The 24,422-nt window shown below is 52.3% G+C and carries 20 protein-coding genes and 1 pseudogene; 1 reads left to right on the top strand and 20 read right to left on the bottom strand.

Annotated elements, in window-relative coordinates:
• Positions 1 to 26: 26 nt before the first annotated feature.
• The 20 genes and pseudogenes from QQZ12_RS07115 to QQZ12_RS07020 all read right to left on the bottom strand — a co-directional run.
• Positions 27 to 1,076, bottom strand: a complete 1,050-nt coding sequence (locus tag QQZ12_RS07115; protein ID WP_284724170.1) for an SIS domain-containing protein — start codon at positions 1,074 to 1,076, stop codon at positions 27 to 29.
• A 36-nt stretch (positions 1,077 to 1,112) separates the two neighbouring features.
• Positions 1,113 to 2,081: an ROK family protein gene (locus QQZ12_RS07110; protein WP_284724169.1), complete on the bottom strand. Its 969-nt coding sequence runs from the start codon at positions 2,079 to 2,081 to the stop codon at positions 1,113 to 1,115.
• A gap of 54 nt (positions 2,082 to 2,135) precedes the next feature.
• A complete protein-coding gene (locus tag QQZ12_RS07105) occupies positions 2,136 to 3,374 on the bottom strand; it encodes a neutral/alkaline non-lysosomal ceramidase N-terminal domain-containing protein (protein WP_284724168.1) in 1,239 nt (412 codons plus the stop codon).
• Positions 3,371 to 4,402 carry a Gfo/Idh/MocA family protein gene (locus tag QQZ12_RS07100; RefSeq protein ID WP_284724167.1) on the bottom strand — a complete coding sequence of 344 codons (1,032 nt, stop codon included), beginning with the start codon at positions 4,400 to 4,402 and terminating at the stop codon, positions 3,371 to 3,373. Before QQZ12_RS07100 ends, QQZ12_RS07105 begins: the two co-directional genes overlap by 4 nt.
• Positions 4,399 to 5,259: a sugar phosphate isomerase/epimerase family protein gene (locus tag QQZ12_RS07095; protein ID WP_102992576.1), complete on the bottom strand. Its 861-nt coding sequence runs from the start codon at positions 5,257 to 5,259 to the stop codon at positions 4,399 to 4,401. The genes QQZ12_RS07100 and QQZ12_RS07095 overlap by 4 nt, the downstream gene beginning before the upstream one ends.
• 22 nt (positions 5,260 to 5,281) lie before the next feature.
• Positions 5,282 to 6,520 carry a DegT/DnrJ/EryC1/StrS family aminotransferase gene (locus QQZ12_RS07090; RefSeq protein WP_284724166.1) on the bottom strand — a complete coding sequence of 413 codons (1,239 nt, stop codon included), beginning with the start codon at positions 6,518 to 6,520 and terminating at the stop codon, positions 5,282 to 5,284.
• Positions 6,513 to 8,270, bottom strand: coding sequence for a polysaccharide deacetylase family protein (locus tag QQZ12_RS07085; protein WP_284724165.1), 1,758 nt, complete (start codon positions 8,268 to 8,270; stop codon positions 6,513 to 6,515). Before QQZ12_RS07085 ends, QQZ12_RS07090 begins: the two co-directional genes overlap by 8 nt.
• Before the next feature lie 50 nt (positions 8,271 to 8,320).
• Entirely contained in the window at positions 8,321 to 9,463 is a 1,143-nt protein-coding gene (locus QQZ12_RS07080; RefSeq protein ID WP_189318831.1) for a GNAT family N-acetyltransferase, read from the bottom strand.
• A 17-nt stretch (positions 9,464 to 9,480) separates the two neighbouring features.
• A complete protein-coding gene (locus tag QQZ12_RS07075; RefSeq protein WP_102992580.1) occupies positions 9,481 to 11,196 on the bottom strand; it encodes a DUF4091 domain-containing protein in 1,716 nt (571 codons plus the stop codon).
• 34 nt (positions 11,197 to 11,230) lie between these two features.
• Positions 11,231 to 12,133: a Gfo/Idh/MocA family protein gene (locus QQZ12_RS07070; RefSeq protein ID WP_223247942.1), complete on the bottom strand. Its 903-nt coding sequence runs from the start codon at positions 12,131 to 12,133 to the stop codon at positions 11,231 to 11,233.
• An 18-nt stretch (positions 12,134 to 12,151) separates the two neighbouring features.
• Positions 12,152 to 13,312 carry a Gfo/Idh/MocA family protein gene (locus QQZ12_RS07065; RefSeq protein ID WP_102992581.1) on the bottom strand — a complete coding sequence of 387 codons (1,161 nt, stop codon included), beginning with the start codon at positions 13,310 to 13,312 and terminating at the stop codon, positions 12,152 to 12,154.
• A 12-nt stretch (positions 13,313 to 13,324) separates the two neighbouring features.
• The gene (locus tag QQZ12_RS07060) at positions 13,325 to 14,170 is read right to left on the bottom strand and encodes a carbohydrate ABC transporter permease (RefSeq protein WP_219904892.1); all 846 of its coding nucleotides are present in this window, start codon (positions 14,168 to 14,170) and stop codon (positions 13,325 to 13,327) included.
• Entirely contained in the window at positions 14,167 to 15,084 is a 918-nt protein-coding gene (locus QQZ12_RS07055) for a carbohydrate ABC transporter permease (RefSeq protein ID WP_189318832.1), read from the bottom strand. Before QQZ12_RS07055 ends, QQZ12_RS07060 begins: the two co-directional genes overlap by 4 nt.
• Positions 15,085 to 15,155: 71 nt before the next feature.
• Positions 15,156 to 16,439: an ABC transporter substrate-binding protein gene (locus QQZ12_RS07050; RefSeq protein WP_102992583.1), complete on the bottom strand. Its 1,284-nt coding sequence runs from the start codon at positions 16,437 to 16,439 to the stop codon at positions 15,156 to 15,158.
• Positions 16,440 to 16,461: 22 nt separating this feature from the next.
• On the bottom strand, positions 16,462 to 18,138 hold the full coding sequence (locus QQZ12_RS07045; RefSeq protein WP_102992584.1) for a type 1 periplasmic-binding domain-containing protein: 1,677 nt from the start codon (positions 18,136 to 18,138) through the stop codon (positions 16,462 to 16,464).
• A gap of 472 nt (positions 18,139 to 18,610) precedes the next feature.
• The gene (locus QQZ12_RS07040; protein WP_102992585.1) at positions 18,611 to 19,270 is read right to left on the bottom strand and encodes a bifunctional 2-keto-4-hydroxyglutarate aldolase/2-keto-3-deoxy-6-phosphogluconate aldolase; all 660 of its coding nucleotides are present in this window, start codon (positions 19,268 to 19,270) and stop codon (positions 18,611 to 18,613) included.
• 13 nt (positions 19,271 to 19,283) lie between these two features.
• On the bottom strand, positions 19,284 to 20,261 hold the full coding sequence (locus QQZ12_RS07035) for a sugar kinase (RefSeq protein WP_102992586.1): 978 nt from the start codon (positions 20,259 to 20,261) through the stop codon (positions 19,284 to 19,286).
• A 36-nt stretch (positions 20,262 to 20,297) separates the two neighbouring features.
• Positions 20,298 to 21,143 carry an SDR family oxidoreductase gene (locus tag QQZ12_RS07030; protein WP_102992587.1) on the bottom strand — a complete coding sequence of 282 codons (846 nt, stop codon included), beginning with the start codon at positions 21,141 to 21,143 and terminating at the stop codon, positions 20,298 to 20,300.
• A complete protein-coding gene (gene uxuA / locus QQZ12_RS07025; RefSeq protein WP_102992588.1) occupies positions 21,140 to 22,216 on the bottom strand; it encodes a mannonate dehydratase in 1,077 nt (358 codons plus the stop codon). Before uxuA ends, QQZ12_RS07030 begins: the two co-directional genes overlap by 4 nt.
• Before the next feature lie 451 nt (positions 22,217 to 22,667).
• Positions 22,668 to 23,390 (bottom strand): annotated as a pseudogene (locus QQZ12_RS07020) (pyridoxal phosphate-dependent decarboxylase family protein); the annotation flags it as partial.
• Between the two features lie 57 nt (positions 23,391 to 23,447).
• Between QQZ12_RS07020 and QQZ12_RS07015 the strand changes: the two are divergent.
• A complete protein-coding gene (locus QQZ12_RS07015; protein ID WP_102992590.1) occupies positions 23,448 to 23,813 on the top strand; it encodes a hypothetical protein in 366 nt (121 codons plus the stop codon).
• The last annotated feature ends 609 nt before the right edge of the window (positions 23,814 to 24,422 follow it).

Below are 24,422 nucleotides of genomic sequence, written 5' to 3'. Positions count from 1 at the left end.
CTGCTGGCCTATACACCAGACACGCCCTACTCATCCAGCACAACCACTTGCTCCAGATTACGCGGTGAGTCAGGATTTAAGCCCATCTTCAACGTTCGGTGGTAAGCAAACAGTTGCAAAAATGGCAAATACAACAGACTCCGGCTGAGATCACCCAAACCGCTGTCCAACGCGATTTTCACGTCGCAATGGAAATCATCCAATCCATCGCCCAACACCACCGCGTCGGCTCCAAACTTCCGCACATCCTCCACCAAAGCCCGCTCATAAGAACGGATTGCCCCATTGCTCAACAGGAGAACGCGACATTGCCCGTCCAGTACCGAAATCGGGCCGTGGCGGAATTCAAGCGGGTTAAACGCTTCAGCGTACAGTTGCGTCATCTCCTTTAACTTCAACATCCCTTCATAGGCCAACCCAAGATATGCGCCAAGACCTAGATAAATAAAATGACCAAACGCTTCATCCGCCGCCACTGATTCTGCGGTTGGTTCGACACGGGCAATGACCGATGCGCCGATGTCGGGCAGGCGTGACAATTCCGCCAAAAACCCTTCGTCCGCAGACAGGATGCCAGCAAGCAACTGTGAAACAAGCAACAGATTCGTAAATGAGCCAGTCATGACGACACTTTTCTCCTGGGAGTGGGGCAAGCTGATCACATCATCTGCTATGCGGGCTAACTCACTATCTGGTTGGGTGGTAATAGCGATGCAATGTGCCAGCTTGTTTTGCTGGGCATAGGCAACTGCTCGGACTACCTCCGTGGTGTTTCCCGAACGGGAGGAACCGATCAACACCGTCCGCTTGTTCTTGCCAAAAACGGCACCTGGATTGAGGAAAACTTCCGAAGCGGGCACCGCCTTGGCAGAAATCCCCGTTTTTTCCTGAAACGTCGACGCGGCGGTCATCGCAATGTAATAAGACGTTCCGCAACCGGTGAACAACACTTCATCCGGATTGATGTTGTTAAAGAGTTGTTTCAACTCCGCCGCTTTGGAAAGCACTAATTTGATCGTCTGCCGCCAAGTCTCCGGCTGCTGTTTGATTTCTTGGTAGGTGTGTGTTTGCACCATCCGTCTCCCCCTCTTTTTTTTGCAAGTGATGATCCATCACGCCTCCTCCACTTTCTGCTTGGCGTAAAGCGCGCTACCGATCACCCCCGCATCATCCGGCCAATGGGCCGTGCGTATCGCAAGGCGCGACCAGTACCCTTGATAAACGGATCGTTGCAACTCTTCCCGCATCGGCGCAAGCAACCGCTCCCCCGCTTCGGCCACTCCCCCGCCGATCACGACTGCGTCCGGACTGAACAGCGTCACGGCGTAAGCTAAAGCCCGGCCCAACACCCTGCCGGTGTGATCCAGCACTTCCCGCGCCACCCGGTCACCGGAGTCATACGCTTTGGAGACATCGGCCGCCGTTAATCCCGACAGATTTGCAGTGGGAAACCAAGTCCCTAAAACGCTCTGTTTCCCCTGGGCGACAGCCTCGCGAACCTGTCTGACAATGCCCGTGGCCGAAGCGACCGTCTCCAAACACCCCCGCATGCCACAAGCACAAGTAGTCTGTTCCCCCTCCATCCTCATGTGTCCGAGTTCGCCAGCCATAAAACCGCCGCCATAATAGACCTGGCCACGGACGACCACTGCCGCACCTACCCCTGTGCCAAGCGTGATTCCCAGCACATGGTCATATCCCTTTCCGGCACCTGTGATCGCTTCGCCAAACACATACATCCGCACATCATTGTCAACAAAAACCGGAAGATTCAGTTTTCCGCTCAACTGTTTTGCCACTTCCACACGGTGCCAACCGAGGTTTCCAGCAAACAGGGTAATCCCCTGTTCCGGATCAACTAGGCCGGGACTGCCCACCCCCACGGCCAGCACTTGACGGGTATCCGCTTGCCGAGATGAAATCAGTGTCTTCACCGTCTGGGCGATCGCCTCCAGCACATGTTCACTGCCGAGATGGGCTTCGGTTGGCCGCTTGATTTTTTCGAGCAGACGTCCTTCACCATCCAACAGCCCGCATACGATGTTGGTGCCACCCACATCCATTCCCACCAGATATTTCATGATGATTCTCCCCCGTTTCACGACAATCGCCGCACCATCTGGAAGAAGTGATCACTAATCGATCAGCCGGTTGATCGCTTCATGGATGGCCGTTTCGACGGTGGCTTCGAACGGGGCGGGCAGACAGAAATAAACGATCGATTCCCGCGCCTCATAACCGCCTTCAGCCACCTGACGTTGCGTGGGCACATATCCGATCATGCCGTTGCTATAAGGCACTGGCAACACAGACCCGGCAAATCGTTGTTTGATGAACAATCCGTATTCCACCACCATCTCCGCATTCATCGTCAGCAACGAAAACCCCTCGCACAGCTTCAACCAAGACATCTCCAACGGGATGGGAGGCAAATGATGTCGAGGCTCATCCCGCGCTAACTCATTACGGTCCAGCAATGATTGAAAAGGCAACGGGACATGCGTCATTCTCCCGATCAAACAACATGGAGCCAATGTTTCCATCGGTTGGTTTAAGACCCAGGTCACCTCCTCCGCGAGGAGCTTCCCCAGCTGGCGAACATCCCGCTCACCGCCTCTATAAAACCGCCCCTCTTTGACCAACGCAGGCCGGACATCACCGCAACATCCCTGCAAAAATGCGGCCACTGCCCCCGAATCCAAACTACTTTCAAGCAGCGCCATAGCCGCGCCGGGATACTCGGATGAAACGAGTGGCTCATCCGTGGTCGTGGGGTGGCAAGTGAAATGGACGAGCAACGCTTTGGTTTGGTTCGCTTTCGTGCGGAAACGCACCACATGCACTTCCGGATCAACGGGCCCGTCGGGATGGGGTGCCATCTCAATCTTTCCGGCAACCGGTTTGCGGCGGTGGATGCTGAAATGGCAGGCGCCCTTTCCCCGCTCTGCTACCACCGGCTCCACATTGGCAGTAGCCAATGCAATCCCCTGAAGCAGTCTCTCTTCCAACCATGTTAGATACTCTGGATCGGCTTCTCCCAATGCGGGAGAAAAACGGTGGGTTGTCTGTGGCCCCGAATGGGTGTGTGTAGCATGCAGGATGAAAAACGGCGCCTCGATCCCCCACCTCTTCGCCAAGCGGCGACGCAAGCTCTCAACCAACTCTGGCCCCCACCAAATCAGATCAGCCGACACAAGCAACGCCGACTGTGTTTTCCCGGCGTCGCTCCGCTGTACAAAAAACAACATTCGGGCGTGCAATGGCAAAGATACACCGCGATATTTCCCTACCCGCCCTTCAAATCCCGCCAATGGCACCGGCCAAGTCGGGGTGATATCAACCTTGGCCGTTCCCAATGCCAATGTCGGTGTCATGTTGCATCCCCTAAGTGTATTTCCTTACCCGATGCATTAGACTGGTAAATCGCCTCAATCAACCGCACTGCATCTCTTCCTTCACGGGCAGCAACAGCGGGAGACCTTCCCTCAGCTAATGCGTTCACAAAGTCGGTTAGTTGCAATTGATGATACTCTGATGGGATGTCACGCGGATTAGTGACACCGGCTCCGTCGCCACGCACCCCGTCAAGTTGCGGCAGTGGCATGTCGGGAACGCTCCAATGCGTGATCGCCATCCCTTCCAATTTGATGGTGCCGCTTTCCCCATAAAAAGAGAGAGTGGGAGCAAAGCCCGGCCGAATACTGGTGGAAGAGAGGAGTGTGCCAAATGCTCCATTGGCAAACGTGAGCACAGCCAAGCCCATATCCTCTGCCTCCATACGGTGCGTCTGGGTGGCCGTTTTGCCGAAAACTGACTTAACTGGGCCTGCCAACCATAACGTCAAATCGATGGAATGAATGCCCTGGTTCATCAGCGCCCCTCCGTCTTCGGCCAACGTCCCCCGCCACTTTGCACTGTCGTAATACGCTTGTGGGCGATAAAATGGGCAGGCCACTTCCACCATCAGCAATTTGCCGATCCCCCCGCTGTCCAGGACGCGTTTGACCAGTTGGTGTTGCGGTTCAAAGCGACGTTGTGACACGACCGTCAAATAAAGACCGTTTGCTTCTGCCGCTTGGATCAGGCGATCCGCCTCCGCCGCGCTCATCGCAAGCGGTTTTTCTACCACCACGTGTTTTCCCGCCTGTAGCGCCTCCAAGCCGATTGCGCCGTGGCTACCGCTGCTGGTCGTCACGCAAACAATGTCCACTTCCTTATCGCGCAACAACGTGCGGTAATCCGTTGTCCATTTGCACCCTTCACGCTCACCGACGGCACGTACTTTCCGCTCATCCCGGCTGGCGACCGCTACCAGCCGGGCCCCTTTGATCTTGCGGATCGCTTGCAGGTGGAACTCGGCGATCGCCCCGCAACCGATCAAGGCAAACCCCCAGGTTTTCACAACCACTCCGCCTCCTTCAGGAGCTTTTGCAACCCTCTTAACGACTGTTGCGTGCCATCCTTCGCGGTTCCGCCCGGCGGAATGTAGTGCGTCTCAATGGTGTAGTATCCTTTGTACCCATCGGCTTCTAACGCTTGCAACTGTTCTAGCATGCGCACTCGGCCACGGCCAATCGGCACGCATTGTGGTTCACCGTGGTCGTCGACCAACGCGTCTTTCAAATGCACATGGCCAAGCCAATCCTTTACCCATCTGTACCCTTCCGGAAAAGCGGGACGGCCCCCGTACTCTTCATTTCCAGGATCCCACAGCACCCGGAGGGCAGGAGAATCGACCGCTTCTGCAAGACAGGCCACTTCTTCGGCATAACCGCCATTACAAGACGGTTCGTTTTCCAGCAAAAGCAACATCCGTTCTTGTTCCGCTATTGCGGCTGCCTGTCGCAAATGACCAACAATCTCCGCTTGATACCGCCGTGGTTCCTGTTCCCGCCAGAACGAAAACAGGCGGATTTTTCTCGTTTGCAACATGTTGGCTATCTGGATCGTGCGGTGCAACATAGCGAAGTGTGTAGCAACATCCTCTTCAGGCTGCCCGAACCTGTCCCCAGAAGCCACCGGGCGCGACGGATCAAGAGCGCATTTGAACAACGGGGAAGCGATCGCCGACACAAACAAGCCACGCTTCACCACCTCTTCGTGCACCCACGCGATCTCCTGATCCGTCAAATGTACGACATTTTTTCCGTCCACCATGCGGATTTCCACATGCGACAACCCCTGGTCCGCGGCCCAATCCAACGCTTCAGTCAAGTCACTCGACACTTCGTCGGTCACCACACCCAACCGTTTGAGCATGCACGTCACCCCCTTTCTCTCATCATGGTTTTTGGTAATGCGCGGTCACTTTGCGAATGCCTTGGATGATGTCCTCAATATCCTGCTCATCGAAAAACTCGCTCACCCTGATCCGCACCGCTGTCTGCAATATTTGTTCCGCTGTCGGACACAATCCTCGCGGATAAGTAACATCAGACAAGTCAAATGGGAAATGGCTGTTCAGATACGCTTGTCGCTTTTGAAAGAGCGGTTGCAAATATACGACTTCCGGTATATATCCCGGCTGGTTGGGAATGCCCTCAGCCGCCAATGCTTCGGAAAATTCCGCACGACTACAAGTGAGCGCATCCAGATCAAGGCGAAACATGTAAAACCAATAAGAGCATGTGCCCCCTTCATACACCTGATGCGGCTGAATGCCCCGGAGTCCGCTGATGCCCTCAGTAATGCGATCCCCGTAACGTCGCCTTGTTTCACAAATCCGCCGTAGCTTTTTCAATTGGGCTACGCCGACCGCGCCTTGTAGCTCGGTCATCCGATAGTTGGGAGCCAAATATGACAGGTCCCGTCGCACTTGCCCCTGCAACCGTTGATAATTTTTGTCGGCGAAAGCATGAACCAAGCGATACTCCTCTTCATCCCCCGAATTGACCGTCACGATTCCGCCATCCCCTGTGGAAATGTGCTTAAAATCGTTGGTACTGAAACAGCCATAGTCGCCAATCGTACCGACCAATCGCCCTTTGTACCGGCACAGGTAGCTTTGGGCACAGTCTTCAATCACCTTCAGATCATGCTTGCGGGCGATGGCCATGATCGCATCCATGTCGCTGGGATTCCCCGCCAGATGCACGACCAGGATGGCCTTGGTTCGCGGGGTGATGCGGGACTCGATCGACGCAGGATCCATGTTGTAAGTATGGGGATGTAAGTCGGCAAAAACGGGAATCGCATTTTGATAAAGGATGCCGATCAAGGTGCCTTGGTCGGTGATCGGACTGGTGATCACCTCATCGCCCACCGTCACCCCTGCCGCCCCCAAAGCGACATGAATGGCGGCCGTGCCGGAAGAAACGGCTACACTGTAATCCACACCATACAGCTCGTTGAAATCCTGCAAAAATTGTTTCACTTTTTTTCCATGATGGTAAAAAAGCGTATTCTGCTCCAGCGCTTCCAACAACTCTCTGGCCTCTTCCTCGCCAAAGCGTTTCCCCGTGCCAAACGGCGTTGTTTTCACTTTCGGTCCACCGTGAATCGCCAACCGGCGTTCATCCATGCCGAATCCCTCCCGCCCATTTTCTTTGCTTACCCCCGCGATCATCCTCGGTTTTGTTCACTGACACCACCTTTTTGATGCAGGGAACCCCAAACGGCCGTGCCATCGTTTCTGCCGACAGTTGGCGCTGGCCCTGTGGAACCGGCACCCACACGACCAGATCGGCTACGTCTTTGCCACTTGTCAGCTGTACTGTTCCATCCTCTTTGATCCCTACGACGCGCACAGTGCGGCGAGCCCGCTCCCATTCACTGATCTGTTTGCCGGTCCAGAAGACGAATCCCCGACGTTTGGCTTCATTCACGACATTTCGCAACGCCTTACGTACCGAGGGTTGATTGTGGATGTGAACCTGGTGAAACAGAAAATGGGCCACCCCTCGCACCTGGCGAACCCGTTCAAGAAACGGGACAGTCACACTCATGTCTGCTAACCGGGGATGATTCAAGTCCTGAGTCAAAAACCCGACTTCCAACACATCATATAGGCGGTTTTTCTCATCCGCCCATGAGATCGGAAAGTAAGGGTGGCATGTGCCAAACAAAAAGCCGACATTTCCTTTTTTGCTCGGCCCTCTCGTTTGGTCTGACGCTATGCCGTGGGTTTCACACCAGCGAAACAATTCACCCCAGCCTTCAAATCGAGTGTAGTGATTTTTGTTGGAATGGATTTCTGTTAAGTCTGTCGCCTTTTTTAGCCACTGCAGTTGGCGCTGGAATTCGGCTTCCCCCCACTTTCCCTGGTCATGCTCCACTGCATTGTAATGGAAAGCCAACTCATGCCCCTCGGCCAGTACCCGTGGATAAATGCGAGGATCATATCCCGGTTCCATCATGCACCAAGTGGCTTTGACACCGTGTTCCCGCAACACCGCCAGCGTCGTTTCGGCCGATTCATTCACATTCAAATCGCTGTCGAGAGAAATCATAGCCACTTGCTCTATGCCTGCGGGCCAATAGCCAACAAAAGGCAACGTCAACCCCCTGTCGACCACCCTGTTTAGCAGATGGCCGATCATCACTTCTCGCCACCAATCAGCATAAGGATGCGCAAAATAAGGGGTAGCGGTCTCCGTTGTCAAGCGATCCAATTCCCAATCCATCGCCATGCCATCGTCCGCTTTCAACATGCCATCATCAATGGAGGCAGTGCCATCCAACGCCGGAATCCCATCTTCTATCACCGGCTCGGCACCTTGCTGCAAACCGACGACGGTTTCTGCTATATCAACCGCCCAGCGATCGATGATCCCTTTTCCCACATGGAATTGAAGCAAAGCCGAACCGAGGCTGGCCCCCTGCGGATGCTCAGAGTGAATCTGGCCAATTGCGCTATAAGGCGGCCCATCTTCCGACATCGCGATCCAAGGAGTGGCCCGCAAGTACCTGAGCGGATGCGATACGCCAACGTGCATAGGCAACCACGCATACCCTTTGCCTACGGGGCCTCTGTCGGCAAACCCGAGTCGACCCGCCAAAGAGGACAGCCCCCCATAGGCGATCACGATCCCCCCTCGCTCCGCAAAGCGCCAAATCAGCGTTACCGCCCGCTCCTCTTTTCGGTCTAGCGCCACCAACAACACATCAAATGCCCTTTCTGTCAACTGCTCGACATCATCAATCCATTCAAACGGAATGCCAGCATGGGACAATATTTCGCCAAGATAGACTTGAAACACATTTAGTCCATTGTCCCATCTTCTAAGAGCCGCTTTCCGATCCAACAAAACACCCACTCGGGCCATCTTCATCGCCAAATCCACCTTTTCATTCCATTTCGAAAAGTCACTCAAATCCGCCATCAGACATAATTTAATCCACCGGCATAGGGAAACGGAATCGGAAACAATTCTTTCAAAACAGAGAGCGAACCCTGAAGGTGATTCGTGTGAGAAGCCGGATCAAACAGCAATGACACAAACGCCTGCGCATCCAAGATGACCTTCTCCCCATCAAGACGCAGTTCCGCGCGGCCATTCGGCAAAGCCTGCACTTCCAAGCTGGCGCCTAGGCGCTGGTGTTTCTCCTGCAGATATGGGCGCAGTTGCTGGATCAGCCTTTCTGGATGAACGATGCGCACGGTTCCCAGGTTTTGCTCAGCACCGTGTTCCGCAGGCGCCAAGGCTTGTGCCAACTCCGCCTCATGCCATAAAACCGGGGCGTCCAAACGCCCAAGCCGATATCGCTTGACAGCATGCGCCAACGCAAGCGCGACCAAGCGCGGTTCCCCAGCCCATTCGATGGCCAGAGCAGGAGTTGCCGCTCCCTCGTCTGCAGGCACAGCCACCACCGCAAAGGCTTTAACCCGCCCTTCCTCTTCAGCAATCAACACCCGGTGACGCAAGTTCATGCAACTGGCATTCGCTTCTGCCTGCATCAGGGTGGCTATATCCCAAACACTCTGCTCAAATCTGACTTCCCTCTTCCGCACCAATTCCGTCACCTTAAACCAATCCGTCGGCCCCAACTCCCTCAGATGCACATCCGCATCCGCCGAGACGTTCCGGACAATCTCCGACGCTGAATCCGACCCGATCATGAACCGGGTGACCGTGCCAAAACGGAAACAATCTATCCGCTCATACAACGGCCCATAGCCGGACACCAACAATAAAGAAGCTTCCGCTTCGTCGATATGAGCCAAGATGCGCCGCAGAATCAACCCGGCAATCCCTTTTCCGCGATAGTCGGGATGGGTGCAAACCGAACCGATCGAATACACATTCAACCGGGCGCGACCAATGCGCACAACGCTCGGCACCAAGCCTACAAACGAAACAAGCCGGCCATCCGCGAACGCGCCGTATGACTGGCCCAGACTAGATGAAAATACATAGGGAAAAGCCTGCGCCATTGAAGGCTGGCTAGACGTGCGAAACGTTTCGTCAGAAAGCCGAACAGCTGTCTTTAATTCATCAGCATGCAACAAACGAACATCGACCATGGGCATGCTCCCCTTTCTCACAATTCGTGGATCAATTGATCATAGTCAGCTGGATTTAGACTGTATAGTTCGGCGCGCGTCTTTTTCGCGTCGGGACAGAACTCGCTTGCGTCCTGAAATAGAAACACCCGGTTCAACGCCCGCTCCACCTGATCCGACTGGCCCGACTCCTTTAATAGCTGCATCAGCTCGTAATCCCGGATTCCCCGTTGCAACCATTTGTATCGAAGCGACAACAACGGTTTTCCGGTAGCTCCCGGATAAACGAAATTCATGTCTCCCGCTTTCCAAACCGGCGCCCGATATGACAACTTTTCCAAGGGGCGCTCCGGCCAAACCGTGTAATTCCAACGCAAAAAGCCGTCCAACTTCCACTTTTCTGCTAACCATGGAATCAGTCTGCACTCCACCGGCGGCGACCCAATGAACGTGTTGGGAAAGTCGGGGTGACAACAAACATAATACAACAACTTTCCGGGGATTTGCGGTTTTCGTTCCAGCAACTGCTCATACTCGGCGGCCACACATTGCAAGATGGGAACATAATCATGGATTTCGGAAAGGTTATGGTGAAGAAATGCCGTTTGAGCGATGGCAATTTTATAACGAAAACAGGGAGCGACTTGCCGCAAAGCAGCCACTCTCTCTTTAAACACGGCAAATTCTTTTGGCTCATCAGCAAGAACGCGGACGCGGTCAATCCAACCTTTTTCGATGAAATGTGCTTGCAACGCCTGCACGTAGGCGTCGAAATCCTCCCTCCGGCGCATAAAGCGAAATGTACCCGACCCACTGTCATAATAGCGAATGCGAACACCATCGGGATAATCCGCGATGACAGACCCATAACCCGCCTCGGGGTCCTGCCAGATGTTCAACAATCCGAACAATTCAATCTCCGCCGCAATCCCATATCGTTCAGCAAGAGTTACATAGCGGTCTATGGCAGAAAAATCATATACAAACTGGCCGTCCCCGTGCCGAGTGACCCGAACCATGCTGTATTCGAACAAATCGGCAGGTTCCGGATCGCGATGACTGTGTTGTCCCGACCACGGAATTTCAGACACCACCACGGACACCGCTTTTTGCCCCAATTGCGCCAAACTGTGCAGATAACGGTCAAGAATTGCAAAATGTTCGTCAGACCACAGGCGGACGTCGTACTTTCTGGCGATGTTGGAGTTGTGCTGCCACAAATCGAGATAAAACCGGTATTGCGATGGTTCCGGCAACAAGTAATCTTTGATGGTAAGGGAAAACGGGCACTCACCCAACAGCCGCTCATCTTCAAACAAAGTGTGAGCATATATTCGCACCCGGCCGCTATACACACCTGGCTGGCTGGCATCGGTCGTTTCGCACTCCACCCACACTTGTTGCAAATGCCGGCGTTCCACAAACATCGCACTTTGCTCCAGCAACACGTCCGATTTCAAACACCCATCATCATCCTCAATCAATCCGATCAAACGGACTTCCGTCCGCACCGGCGCATCGGTGTCAATTTCCAACCGCACAATGGTGAGCGAACCGCCTTTCCAAAACAGGGGATCGGTGCTTGTAGTGAGCAGAAATGCTTCATCTGCGGCCATGAGCACTTGGAAAGCGGTGCTGTCCCTCCGGCAACACGCGAGGTCCAGCTGTTTGGTGGCCGTCACCTGCCGCACTTCCTCCCAAGTGAGTGATCCCTTCACATATTTGTGAAACATCGTGGCCAAACCGAAATGCAACGCGATCCCTCCAGACTGCATGCGCTAAGATTGGTTATAACGCAACGGTTTCTCCAGTCAGGCGGCTTTCATTCACCGCCTCGATGAAGCGGATGATTTGCCGTGTTTCCCGTAAATCAACTGGTGTTTTCCCTGTGGTGAACATCTCCATGATATGCGTGAGTAGACTGGCATAGTACGGTTTGGCGCTGGCGTTCACATCAACGGTGCGCGTGCCCCCGCATCGATGGATTAAAGCGCCGAACCCACTGTTTCCCTTGCGGTTACCGCGGACAACGCCGATACGTCCATCTTCCCACACCCCTACCGCCACATCCTGCTCATCGTTGCCTGCCGCAGTGACGCGGACACACCCTTTGCCCAGGATGGCAAACAGCATTTCCACGGTGTGAATTCCATACCAGAACCAACCGAGTTGCGTCGGTTCAAGTGGCATGGGGCCGTAACAATCCGCTCCGTAAACATCACCTTGTTCCGTTTCAGCTAGCGCCGTTGTCAGCGCTTCAGCGTATCGGAGCGCGGAGCAACTCAATACCGACACCTGATATCGGTCGGCGAGAGCAAAGATTTTGTCCGCATCGGTGCTGGTGAGCGCCAATGGTTTATCGATGAACACCGGCTTACCGTAGGGAGCAATTTTTTCAAATTGTTCCAAGTGCACCCGACCATCAACGGATTCCAATAAGATGGCGTCGGCTTGTTCGGCGACGGTTTCAGGCGTGCTGACAATGGCAACGCCATACTGATCCGCCAGCTGACGTGTATATCCTTCAACGCGTGTTCGGCTCAGATCAAAATCAGGTGACCCACCTGGATATGCCACAATGACCCGCCCGCCCGGCACATGATGTGGCTCCTTTGGATCATGCAACAATTTCGTAAACGCCGTCACGTGCGACGTATCCAAACCGATGATGCCCAATCTCAATTCACTCAAGGTTTTTCACCTCTTCCGTCATGGATTGCTCCCTTCTTGATCCTCCAGCCAGCCTATAGGCAAAAAGGCGTTGGTCAGCGCCGACTCCCTCGCCCTCAAGCACATCAACGCACTTAGCAATCCGGCTTCCATCGGCGCAATCGACTTCGCTTCCCCTTTCATCACCGCGATAAAATTGCGGGCGAGCACTGCGTCTCCACCGAAGTGGCCCGCCTCTTCAGTCATTTCGTATGTCTCAACCACGGGTGAATGGTGCATGTAGACTTTGACCGCATTTGTGTAGAAGTCGAACTCCAACGTCCCTTTGTAGCCCAGTAAGCGGGCTCCCCGGCTTCCGGCCTTACCTCTGGCGAAGAAATTTTGTGAATAAGAGACGTGCATCCCGGTCTCATATCGGATCAACGCGCTTCCTGCATCTTCATTCCCCGTATCTACCGCAAAGCAACAGTATTCACCGGCCGGTGTTTCATGGGGCAATCTGCGAATATTCACCGTGCTATCCGGACATGCATGCCGCTCATCGCAATCAACGCATTTGAGCCCGGCCGGTTTATTCCCTTTGAACACCTGTTTGGACGTCATCGCGCAGATCAGCGTCGGTCGCATCCCCAACAGATAATTGATGTAATCAAAATCGTGCGTCGCTTTTTGCAAAAACAATCCGCCCGTTTCCTTTTCATCGCGGTACCAGTGATGATAATACACCCCGCCGTATGGCACATTGTTAACCGCTTGCACATGCTCCACCGTACCGATCTTTCCCGAATCGATAATCTCTTTGACCAATGTCACCAACGGCGCCGCCCGAAGTGGGAAGGAAACCACCACCTCGGTTCCGGTCGCCTCATATTTCTGTTTGAGTCGAAGCAATGCGTGCTCATCAGTAGCCACCGGCTTCTCCAAAAACAGGGGAATTCCTTTCGGCAAGACTCTGATGGCCAAGTCTGCATGTAGCGAACACCGGGTGCCGATCAATATACCATGCAATTCGGCCTCCTGCACCATCGCTTCCGGACTGTCATAAAAAACGATCTCCGCAGCTTCCTCTCCCAACTCCTGCTTAATATCATTGTTTTGCAAATCATTGATGGCCACCACCCGGCAATCCGGATCGATTCGGCGCATTTCCGCCACCATGTGCCGAATCCGCCGTCCATACCCGATAACACCTAACCGCACTGCCGTTCCCTCCTATCCTTTAATGGCCCCTTGCATGCCGGAAACGAAATAGCGTTGCATCATCAGATAGAAAACGATGATCGGCAACAGGGAGACCACCGTGCCAGCAGCCATGACTCGCACATCATCGCCAAAGGTGCCCGACAAATACGCAAGCCCTAGCGCCAAGGGATACAAGTCATCATTCTTTAACACGATCAACGGCCAGATGAAGGAATTCCACACGGATATGAACGAAAATACGCTTAACGCCGCCAGTGTCGGTTTTGTCAATGGCAACATGATGCTCCACCACATCCTAAACGGGCCGCATCCGTCCAAAATGGCCGCTTCCTCCAGCTCTTTCGGAATGCTGAGATACGCTTGCCGCATCAAAAAGATGGAAAATCCGCCCACCAGTCCCGGAATGATCAACCCCCACCACGAATCGATGAGCCCCAGTTTTTGCGTAATGATAAACAACGGCACCAGTTTGCCTTCTTCCGGAAAAAACATGGTGCCGATAATTGCATAAAAAATCAGATCCCGGCCCGGAAACGTCATCCTCGCCAACGGATAAGCGGTCAATGAGGTTAAAAACAGGTGGGCAGGCACCATCACCACGATCAGGATGAAGGAATTCAACAAATATTTCGGGAATGGGATCACCGTCAGAGCCTCCACAAACTGATCCCATACCGGCGGTTTCGGGATCAGGTCTGGCGGAAATGTGAATACATCCTGTGCATTCGATTTGAACGCCGTCGACAGCAGCCACAAAAAGGGACCGACAAACAAGAGTGCGATCAAAAGAAGCAACAGATACATCAACGCTTTGCGCGCGATAGCAATCCCCATGCGCTTGCGCTTCGCATTCATCCTACCCGCCCCCCGTTGGACAACTTGAAATTAATGATCGTCAAGACCATCAAAATGAGCCAAAGCACCATCCCCATCGCCGTCGCATACCCCATATCCAGCTCCACAAATGCTTTTTGATAAATGTACAGCGGCAATGTCAACGTACTGTCAAATGGCCCACCACCTGTCATGATATAGATGCTGGTAAACATCTGCACGCTGGCCAATGTGGATAAGACAAGGATCACGGCAATGGTCGGCCTTAACTGCGGCAAATAGACATGCCACAATACCCGCAATCGGCCGGCACCATCCATCTTGGCAGCCTCCACCAACTCCTGTGAAATCGTCTGCAATCCGGCGAGATAGATCACCATGTAAAAACCAAGCGATTTCCAAACTTCCAGCACAGCAACGGCAGGGAGGGCGGTGTCGGGGTTTAGAAGCCAGTTGACGGCCTCTTTTTGGAGGCCGATTCCCTGCAAAGCGGCGTTAAGCAAGCCGGCGGGATGGTATAAATATTTCCACACGATGGCCACCGCCACCATCGAGGTGACCACAGGCAAATAATAGATCACTCGAAACAATTGGATGCCTCGCAGTTTCTGATTGACCAATATCGCGAGGAACAAAGGCACCGTTAACAGCAAAGGAACGATGATGAGGAAGTATGTCAACGAATTGCTGACCGCGGTCCAAAACTTCGTATCTTGCATCAATGCCCGATAATTCTCCCATCCCACCCATTCGGCGGGAGACAGGATGTGGTACTCGGTGAATGAATAATAAAACGCGCTGAAAATAGGCAAATAGTCAAAGGTGAAGAACAATAACAACGCCGGGAGTAAAAACAGATAAGGGAGCAAGGGAATGTTCCGCCTCTTTTTTTTGGATGCGCGATATTCGGCGGTTGGTACGGTTTCATTGCCCAATTCGCATCTCCCCCCATTGAAGAAAATCGGGCGGCGAAAAAGCGCTTCGCCGCCTGTGCCCATATGGGCGGCTATGACTTGGCAAGGGCTTCATTCCAATGCTTGACAGCTGTATCAAGTGCATCTTTCACTGTTTTTTTCCCAAGTATGGCCGCCCGGATCTGTTCTAGGTAAAACTCACGCAGTTCTTTTTGCTTGGGGTGGCCCATGTAAGTCAAGGTGAGGTGGGGAGCATAGGTGACCATCATTTTACGCGCGTGGTCTTGAATCGTTTTCACCTCAAAATTAGTGAAAAAGGGGTCTTTCAGCGTATCTTCCGTCGAAGGGAAGATTGGGACCAATTTACAAAATTCCAACTGTTTTTGTGGACTGGTCAAGTATAAGGCAAAGTCGGCCGCCTCTTTGGGATGTTTTGCTTTCTTGGGTATTACAAACAGCTGGATATCCTTGACCGCCACTTTTCCCGTGGCGGTGACCGGCGGAACCACTTTCAGTTTGGACAGGACATTGGGCGCGTTTTTCTCAATGTTGTTCAACTGAAACGAGCTGGCCAAACCGACGTGCGCCGTCAATCCGTTGTCAATGGTTTGTTGTAATTGCCGATCATCTTTTACCAGCGCTCCCGGAGCAATCGCCCCGTCCTTGTACGCCTGGATAAATTTTTCCACAAATGCGATATGTCGAGGAGAATTAAATACAGCCTTCTTCCCATCGGCGCTTAATATCGACAACCCTTCGGTGGCAAACGTTTCCAACCCAGGCAAGTCATTGGAGCCATAAACATGGGGCAATCGTTGATGAATTTGTTTGCCATATGCAAACAGTTCATCCCACGTTTGCGCTGGTTTGTCGGACGGAAGTCCCGCTTTTTCATACAGCTCGGTGTTGACCAAGCCGATTGGTGGTCCGGCATGGTACCAAGGAATGGCCATCACTTCGCCATCACGGTTGGTCACGCTTTTAACCAGCCCGTCAATATAAGGGGCCATTTTCTCTTTGGCGACAACCTCTGAAATCGGTCTTAATGCATGATACCCTTGCAAAACGGATAATCCTTCACTCGTCTCGTTGACCAAATCGGGAGCGCTACCGCTTGACAAAGCAGTGAACAACTTTCCGGTCATGTCCGCCCCGGGAACATCCACCCAATGGATATCCACATTGGGGTGGTTTCTCTCATACTCCTGGATGGCACCCTCGATGTAACCCGAGAAATTTTTCTTCAGGTTGATCGTCCAAAACTCCAGCTGAACCCGTTCGGATTTGTCAGCCGCCGGGTCGGAGCCAGTGCAACCTGTCATTCCCACAACCAACAAGAAGGACAAGACCCAAGTCGCCGCACGACTGATATTCATCTTTGTTTCCCCCTTGGCCCTCTTATTCCAATTTCATGCGGTAAAGTTGAACCAATCGTTCGATCTTGCCATTCCATAATGCCGCTGTTTCCTTTGGAATATGGATGCCCGTCAATGCGCGGATCTCAAGCGATAGGATACTGAGTGACTGAATAGCACTACGATTCCGTTCCGAAAAATGGGCGTCGATGGCCCGGTTCATCTTGTTCAACAGGCTGCGCTTAATCCCATGACGAAGATCAGCGTTGACAATCTCATCCTGCAACTTATAGGAAACGTAAGCGGCTTCGACCGCTCGGAACGCCTTTTCGCGGCGATTGGGGTCGTAAATGATATTCTCGCCGATCATCCCAGCGTAACTGCTGGAAATGCTCCAGCCGCTTTTCTTCTCAAAACCGCTGTTCTTCATCGCGAAACCGCGTGCGTTGAAGTCATCAAACCCGACATTGTCCCAATAATTTCTGACTCCATTTTTCTCATACAACCGGATCGTCAATGTCGCCGATGTTTTCCCAGTGAGGTAAGGGGTTAAGTCCAGATTCACCTCTTCCCACTGGCCGCTCACGGTGTTTTGGGCTACATCCTGCTCCCACACCACCTGCTCATCAATCAACAGTTGCTTGATGTGATAGCCCTCCAATTTGGGACCTTCGGCCATCGTTCGGAAAGAAAGCGCATAGTTGCCTGATCCATCCGGATGGATAACCTGGCTGGCGGAAACGTTATCACCCGGCTTGGTCGAAACCCCTGACGGCACAAAGAAGCTCATATAGCCATTGCCAGTAGCCGCCTTCTTGTCAGGCTCTGCAATAAACTCTTTCTCCAATTCATACGTGATCATGCCTGCCAGTTTACCTTTCCGCAGATTGTCCACTGCAGTCTGGACTGTTTCGCGAACATATTCTACCGATGGGTTGCCAGGCGTGTTGGTCAAGTACGAAGTGTAAACCATCCACACGAGGGGCAGATTGTATTTTTTTAACAATTGGTAAGCTTCGTCAATCTGTTGTTGCTCAGTAGACCAGACCGAGGTGTTGCGGTAAGGATCATCGCGGTAAGCCACAATCACACCATCGATATAGTCTCCTCTGGTTCTTAGAAATTCTTCTGTTAAAGCAGGGAAATACATGAGGGGCATAAACGAAGGCAAAAACTTCAGATTGGGGTTAATCACTGTGGAGGCTTCTCTCATCTTCGCCATATATTCTGGCGTGAAGAAATCAAGGTTGTGGTTGAAGTCGTCAATCGCCCAACCGATGAGATTGTCATATTGTACAGAAAGCTCGGCAATCGCTTTCCCCCACGCCACATAATCCGTGGTGTAAGGGTAAGATTTGCGGCTACCGGTCGATTCCGATGGGGGGACCAAATACAAAACAACATTGATGCCGGCTTCCTTGGCAGCAGGCAAAAACTCGTCTTTGAAGTCGTCCCAATCGGTCGGTTGGTACCAGTTCAGATAATAATACGTATTGACGTTTAATTCTTTCAGTTTTTTGATCATAGCCGGAGTGTCCACATGCCGGACCCCGTCGGCCCGTGGCGTGGCTTCCCGCTCAAATCCCGCATAATCGGACAGTTTGGCGTCTATGTGACTGCGGCTGGACACAGGTTCCGCTTTCACAACCGGGGGTGGGCCGATGTTCAACACCCCCCACAGGATGACAATCAGGGCCAACCAGTACATCCCTTTTTTCATTCTGCTCTCCCCTGTAAATGGATTTTAACCGCACAAGCGTAGCAACCACTGAGAAACCCAAACGAACCACCCGCATTCTCCGCTTCCCTCGGGATTTGACGAAGCTGGCTGTTTATTGAGCACCGATGTCAGCCCGGACATAAACTGCACGGCGAAATGACTTTAGCCTACTAAATGGGAACAGCAACAACTCCAAAATCATTCTATTCGGCAATGGGTTGGATCATGCGTTCGTCGGAACAAATCTCATGTGTCTGGCTTCGATGGGACATCACAGCAGGAAACCATCGATCGGGGGCAGGGTGGCAAGCCCGGAGCAACGCTTGACAGCCAGTCCGCCTGCGCCGCACAACGGGCACATGTCCACATGAAAAACAACAGGGTTAACATGGAAAACTTGTATGTTAATTTCAACCATATATATTTCAAAATATCATGAATTTTCCAGGTAGTCAAGGCCACCGCCTTTACTCTACTGGTTGGCCGCGTTCTGTTTCGCCTCCCTATACGCACGCATAAACAAGCTGGCTCTTTGGGCGATCACGGCATCATCCCCACCGGGCGCCACCCCTTTGGTCAGTTCCGAACCAACTCCCACCGCCGCCGCTCCGGCCGCGATCCACTCTCCTACTCTCTCAGGGGTAATCCCGCCCGTCGGCATCAGATTGGCTTGGGGCAATGGGCCCTTCACCGCGCGGAGCAGGCTGGGGGAAAACTGATTTGCAGGAAACAACTTTATTATGTCCACACCCATCTCCAGCGCTTTTTGCATTTCCCGCAATGTGACCGCTCCAGGGATCACAGGCACGCGATAGCGATTGCACAAGATGACGGTGTTTTCGTGTAAGCTGGGAGACACGATGAATTCGGCCCCGCAGAGGATGGCCGCTCGCGCCGTCTCCGGATCAAGTACCGATCCCGCCCCGATCACGACACCCTCGCTGGCGCACTCTGCTGTCAATGAGGCAATCGCATTTAAGGCGTTCGGGACAGTCATAGTGATTTCGACCGCTCTAATCCCCCCGCTGATCACATGCCGCGAGATGTTGATTGCTTCTTCCGCCGAACGTCCGCGCACGACGGCCACCACTCCCGCCTCCATCAATGACAGTACAGTTTTCAACTTCTTCACTCCCCGCCACCCCTCACCTTTCAATATGGTTGCGCGCACCAAGTGCTTGCTCGACTTTTTCCCATGTAGGTAATGCCTCCCAATCACCCGGCGAGCCAACGGCAATAGCTCCAACCACATTGCCCAAATGCGCCGATTCCGCAAGGCTTTTGTTTTTCAGAAGCCCGACGATGAATCCAGCGCAAAAGCCATCGCCCGCCCCCACCGTGTCTGTCGGCCGCTCAACTCTGACATGGGGGACAACCGTTATTTTCCCGCACTCGTGCACATAGGTTTCATTGGCTCCGCCTTTGATGATCGTAGCGCCTGGCAACGCTTGCACATGTTCCAGAATCTCCGCAAAATCGTCTGTTTGATAAAGCAACCGCAATTCCGGCAACCCAGGGAGGAAATAATCGGCCATTTTCGCCAACTCCAATAAAATCGGCCGTGCTTGGTTCATAGGCCAAAGTTTGAGGCGTAGATTAGGGTCGAAGCAGACTTTGACCTGTTGAGATTTGGCCACCTCGACTGCGCGAAGCACCGTTTGGTGACAAGAGTCGCTCAACGCGGGCGTGATTCCCGTGATGTGCAAAATTTTGGCGTTGGTGATGTACGCTTCGTTCAAATCAGCCGGCGACATCAAACTGGCGGCAGAATGTTTGCGGTAATAATAAACAGCGGACCTCCCAGATATCGTTTCCCTGAGCATGAGGCCGGTGTTTGCATCCGTTAAAAAACGGACTTGTGACACATCAACCCCCTCACCCCGCAATACCTTGCCTATGTGGCGCCCGATCGGATCGTCCCCTAACAAGCCGCACCAGCCCGCTGTATATCCTAGGCGCGCAATGCCGATGGCCACATTGCTTTCCGCACCGCCAAAGGATTTTTCAAACAGCGTGGAGTGAGCAATGTCTTTGCCACCCATCGGCATGAACAAACCCATCGTTTCACCAAACGTCACCACGTCAACGCGCGGAAAAGATTGATGCGAATCAGCCAAGCTCATCACATCCCCCTTCAAACGCCTCGTTCCCTTGTAATATCAAACCCCGGAATAAGCGGCAAAACCGCCGTCGACCGGAATCGTGACACCCGTGACGAAGCCGGACATGTTTTCATCGGCTAACCAGATCAATGTGCCAAGCAAATCTTGTGGAACACCAAACCTTCTCATCGGCGTGTGGGACAAAATTTTTTGGGATCGTTCAGACAACGACCCATCTTCCTTCATTAATAATGCCCGGTTTTGTGATGTCAGGAAAAAGCCCGGTGCAATCGCATTCACTCGAATCCCCGCTTCGGCCATGTGCACGGCGAGCCATTTGGTAAAATTCTCTACCGCCGCTTTGGCCGCGCTGTAAGCCGGCACTTTGGTCAACGGGCAAGAAGCACTCATCGACGATATATTAATTACCACCGCCCCTTTTCGGTTGACCATTCTCCTTGTGAAAACCTGTGTCGGAATGAGCGTACCCTGCATGTTTAGATTAAACACCGCTTGGAATCCTTCACTCGTCAAATCAAAAAAGGTGGTGATGTCCTCATTGTCGTCGTCTTCCGCTTTCCATGTTTCATGGGTCGTGGTTGCTTGCGGATGATTTCCGCCCGCGCCGTTGATCAATATATCGCATGCGCCCCAACGCCCTGATACGACCTCTTCCGCCTTTTTCACACTGTCTGGGTCCAGCACATCACAAGCGATGGCGATCGCTTCACCTCCGAATTGCACGATTTCGTGCGCCACTTGTTCACCGCGTTCCACCCTCCGGTTCAGAATGGCCACCTTTACCCCCTGCCGGCCGAGCTCCCGCGCCATTTCACCGCATAAAACCCCGCTTCCGCCCGTTATCACCGCCACTTTTCCTTTTAAGTTCTCGTTCCTTATCATGCACGTCTCTCCTGCCCTGCTTTTTCCAGTGCATCCCAGATCCCCCATAAATACATGATCCCGAGTGCCCGATCATACAGACCGTAGCCCGGCCGGCACTTCTCTCCCCAAATGTGCCTGCCGTGATCCGGCCTTGCATAACCCTTAAATCCGCTCTCATGATACGCCTTTACGATTTCGCAAATATCGAGCGAGCCGTCGCCAGTCCGATGCGATGTCTCAATGAAATCGCCGTTTTCGTAAACTTTCACATTGCGAATGTGGGCAAATGGGATGCGATCGGCAAATTCCCTAACCATGGCGGCAACATCGTTAGCTGGATTAGCTCCTAAAGAGCCGCTGCAAAGAGTTACTCCATTGGAAGGGCTGTCTACGAGACTTAGCACCCTTTTGATACTTTCCCTGCTCGTGATAATCCTGGGCAATCCAAACACCGGCCATGGCGGATCATCAGGGTGAATCGCCAACTTAATGCCATGCGCCTCCGCGACAGGTACCACTTGTTCCAGGAAATACTTCAAGTTGTTCCACAAGTCTTCTTCAGTCACATGCCGATAGGCCGCAAACAGTTTCTCCAGATCCTTCAATCTCTCCGGCTCCCAACCGGGCATCGTCAAATCGCGTTGATCCGCCATTCGCTTGACCAACTCGTTGGGGTTCATCTGATCCACTTTTGCTTTTTCATAAAAAAGCGCTGTTGACCCGTCTTCCATCTCTTTATACAAGTCCGTCCGGGTCCAATCAAACACGGGCATGAAATTATAGCAAATCACCTTCACCCCGACTTGCGCCAGTTTTTTGATTGTTTTTTTATAATTTTCAATATATTTTTCGCGAGAAGGGTATCCTAATTTGATATCTTCATGCACATTCACACTCTCGACAACCTCAATGTGTAAGCCATGCTCCTCGGCGACCCGTTTGACTCTCAATATATCCTCGAGCGCCCATTCTTCACCTGCCGGCACATCGTGCAGGGCCCACACAATCCCTTCCACACCGGGAATTTGTTTTATTTGAGCCAAACTGACTGTATCATTGCCTTCACCATACCATCGAAACACCATTCTCACTGTTGATCCCCCCATTCAGGCATGAAACCGCTAGGACACCGAATACTCTGTTTGATAGAAATAAAATCTTTCTATACCCCCTCCTTACCTCATCATATTCAAGTTGAATTATTCAATAACTTCTCGTTTAATGGGAAATTTCCTCTTTCATCCACCGGATCAGCAGGCGATACATCTCCACCGGTTTCCTCGCCGATATCGACCATCTGATGAAGTTAGGGATATTCGACCAATCACCCCATAAGCCCCAACGAAGAGATGGACGGCGTTTTTTTGGAGGAAGTGATGGTAGCGGGAGACTAAAGCGCTTCGTTACAAGAAGGGCAATCGTTGCTGTTCTGCTCCCCCACCGAGTGACAAGATGAAAAGAACCGACGCCTGTCTGTGTCGGTTCTTGTGCCATTCGCGCTGATGGTAATGCAACGGCTTGCTTTCTTCTTCTGTGCGCGCCTCAGATGGGATGTGTACATGATGCACCCAATTCTGCGGCCAATCCGCTAATTCTCGCCAATATCTGGTGCAGCTCTTCCGTGGTCGTCCCTGGGTGAATAGTGCAAAGACGCATGACCACTTTCCCTTTCAAGGTGGTGGTGCTCACCATTGCAAATCCCCTGTGAACGACTTCTTCCGCCAGTTGCTTGTTGAGCTCATTGATGGTGTCCAGTGTCGCCATACCCTTCGGCAGGTAGCGGATCGTGAGCACGCCCAATTGCGCGGGCGTCACCACCTCCCAGTCCTCCGTTTGGCGCATAAATGCCTCCGCCTGTTCAGCCAGCATGATCCCATGGTCAATTGCTTGGCGAAATGACTCAGCGCCAAACGCTTTGAGTGACAACCACACTTTGAGCGCCCGGAATCTGCGCGAAAGCTCAATGCCGCATTCCCCGAAATTGATTTGTTGTTCATTGCCGAGGTCGATATCTTGCAGATACTCCGGTGCCATGCTAAATGTTTCCCGCAAATGCCGCCGATTCCGAATCAACACGCAGCCGACGTCATACGGCTGAAACAACCATTTGTGCGGGTCCATGGTCAGTGAGTCGACGCGTTCAATCCCGCGCAACAGCTCTCTTCCTTTGTCCGTGAGAGCCACCGGTGCCCCATATGCTCCATCGGCGTGCAACCAGGCATCCACTTCGCGACAAACATCCGCCAATTCATTAAGTGGATCAACTGGTATTTGATTACATTAAATTACTTCGGGTTGGTAAATTGAAGGAGGTTGATTCATTTGAAGAAAAAAATGTTTTCACTCCTGGCATTAGCTGCTACTTTTGTAATGCTTGGCTCCTTCGTCGCATATGCAGCATCTGCATCAGTGTATTTACCCACCAACGTGAAATCCCGCCAGTCAGCTCTCATCTCAGTAAAAGAGGGAAATCTCCATGTCGCAGTAACTTCAAACAACCGAAGAAATGTTGGCTTTGAGGTCTATCGTTATGTTTCATGGGGCAGAGACCAATTTATTACAGGTGGGCAGACTACGAGCAGATCTGCCTATGCAAGAGCTGTCTCAAGTGGTCGCTACTACATCGTATTAACTTGTAAAGATGGCAATGGTTATGGATGCGATGCTAGAGGTAGCATTTCTCAGTAAAAACAACCTGAATGTGGACACGAGCAATTGTTCACATCTATGTGTAATATAAACATGAAACAACAAAACGAGAGCGTTCAGCTCTCGTTTTGTTGTTTCATTCGTTTATGACACCCTCTGGTGAAAGCAATGAGATATGGAAGTTAAATATGGAGACACTTCTCAGTATGAAAAAAACATTTTGAAGAGACCCTCTATGTCCCCTTCAATTTTTTTGTTGAATTTACACCAAATTTTCCTCACCTAATGGGCAGTATAATCGTGTTCGCCTCTAAAATAGTAGTTTGTCCATGAATCATCTAGATAAATTTCATAGCTAGCTCCCTTCATGTGTTGAATTGACGACTGTGATGAACTAACGACCCTACGCCGATTTCGTGATCGGTATATGTCCATTTTTGAAGAAGGTCAAAAAGAGAACCTTGCATACTACCCCGATGCTCTTCGTATTGTTACCCAAATGTATTTTCTTTTAGAGTATGCTACAGCAAAAAGGAGGCTCGTTTGAGCCTCCTGAGGCTGCTGACAAACTGCCTTGAAAGGCAGGGTCAGCAGCCTTTTTTGTCGAATCAATAAAAAACAATCTATAAGGAGTTTTTTCTATGTTTA

The organism is Laceyella tengchongensis (assembly GCF_900182735.1).
GTDB lineage: Bacteria > Bacillota > Bacilli > Thermoactinomycetales > Thermoactinomycetaceae > Laceyella > Laceyella tengchongensis.
Note: the sequence above shows the minus strand (reverse complement) of the source record. Positions and strands in the feature narration are given on the sequence as shown.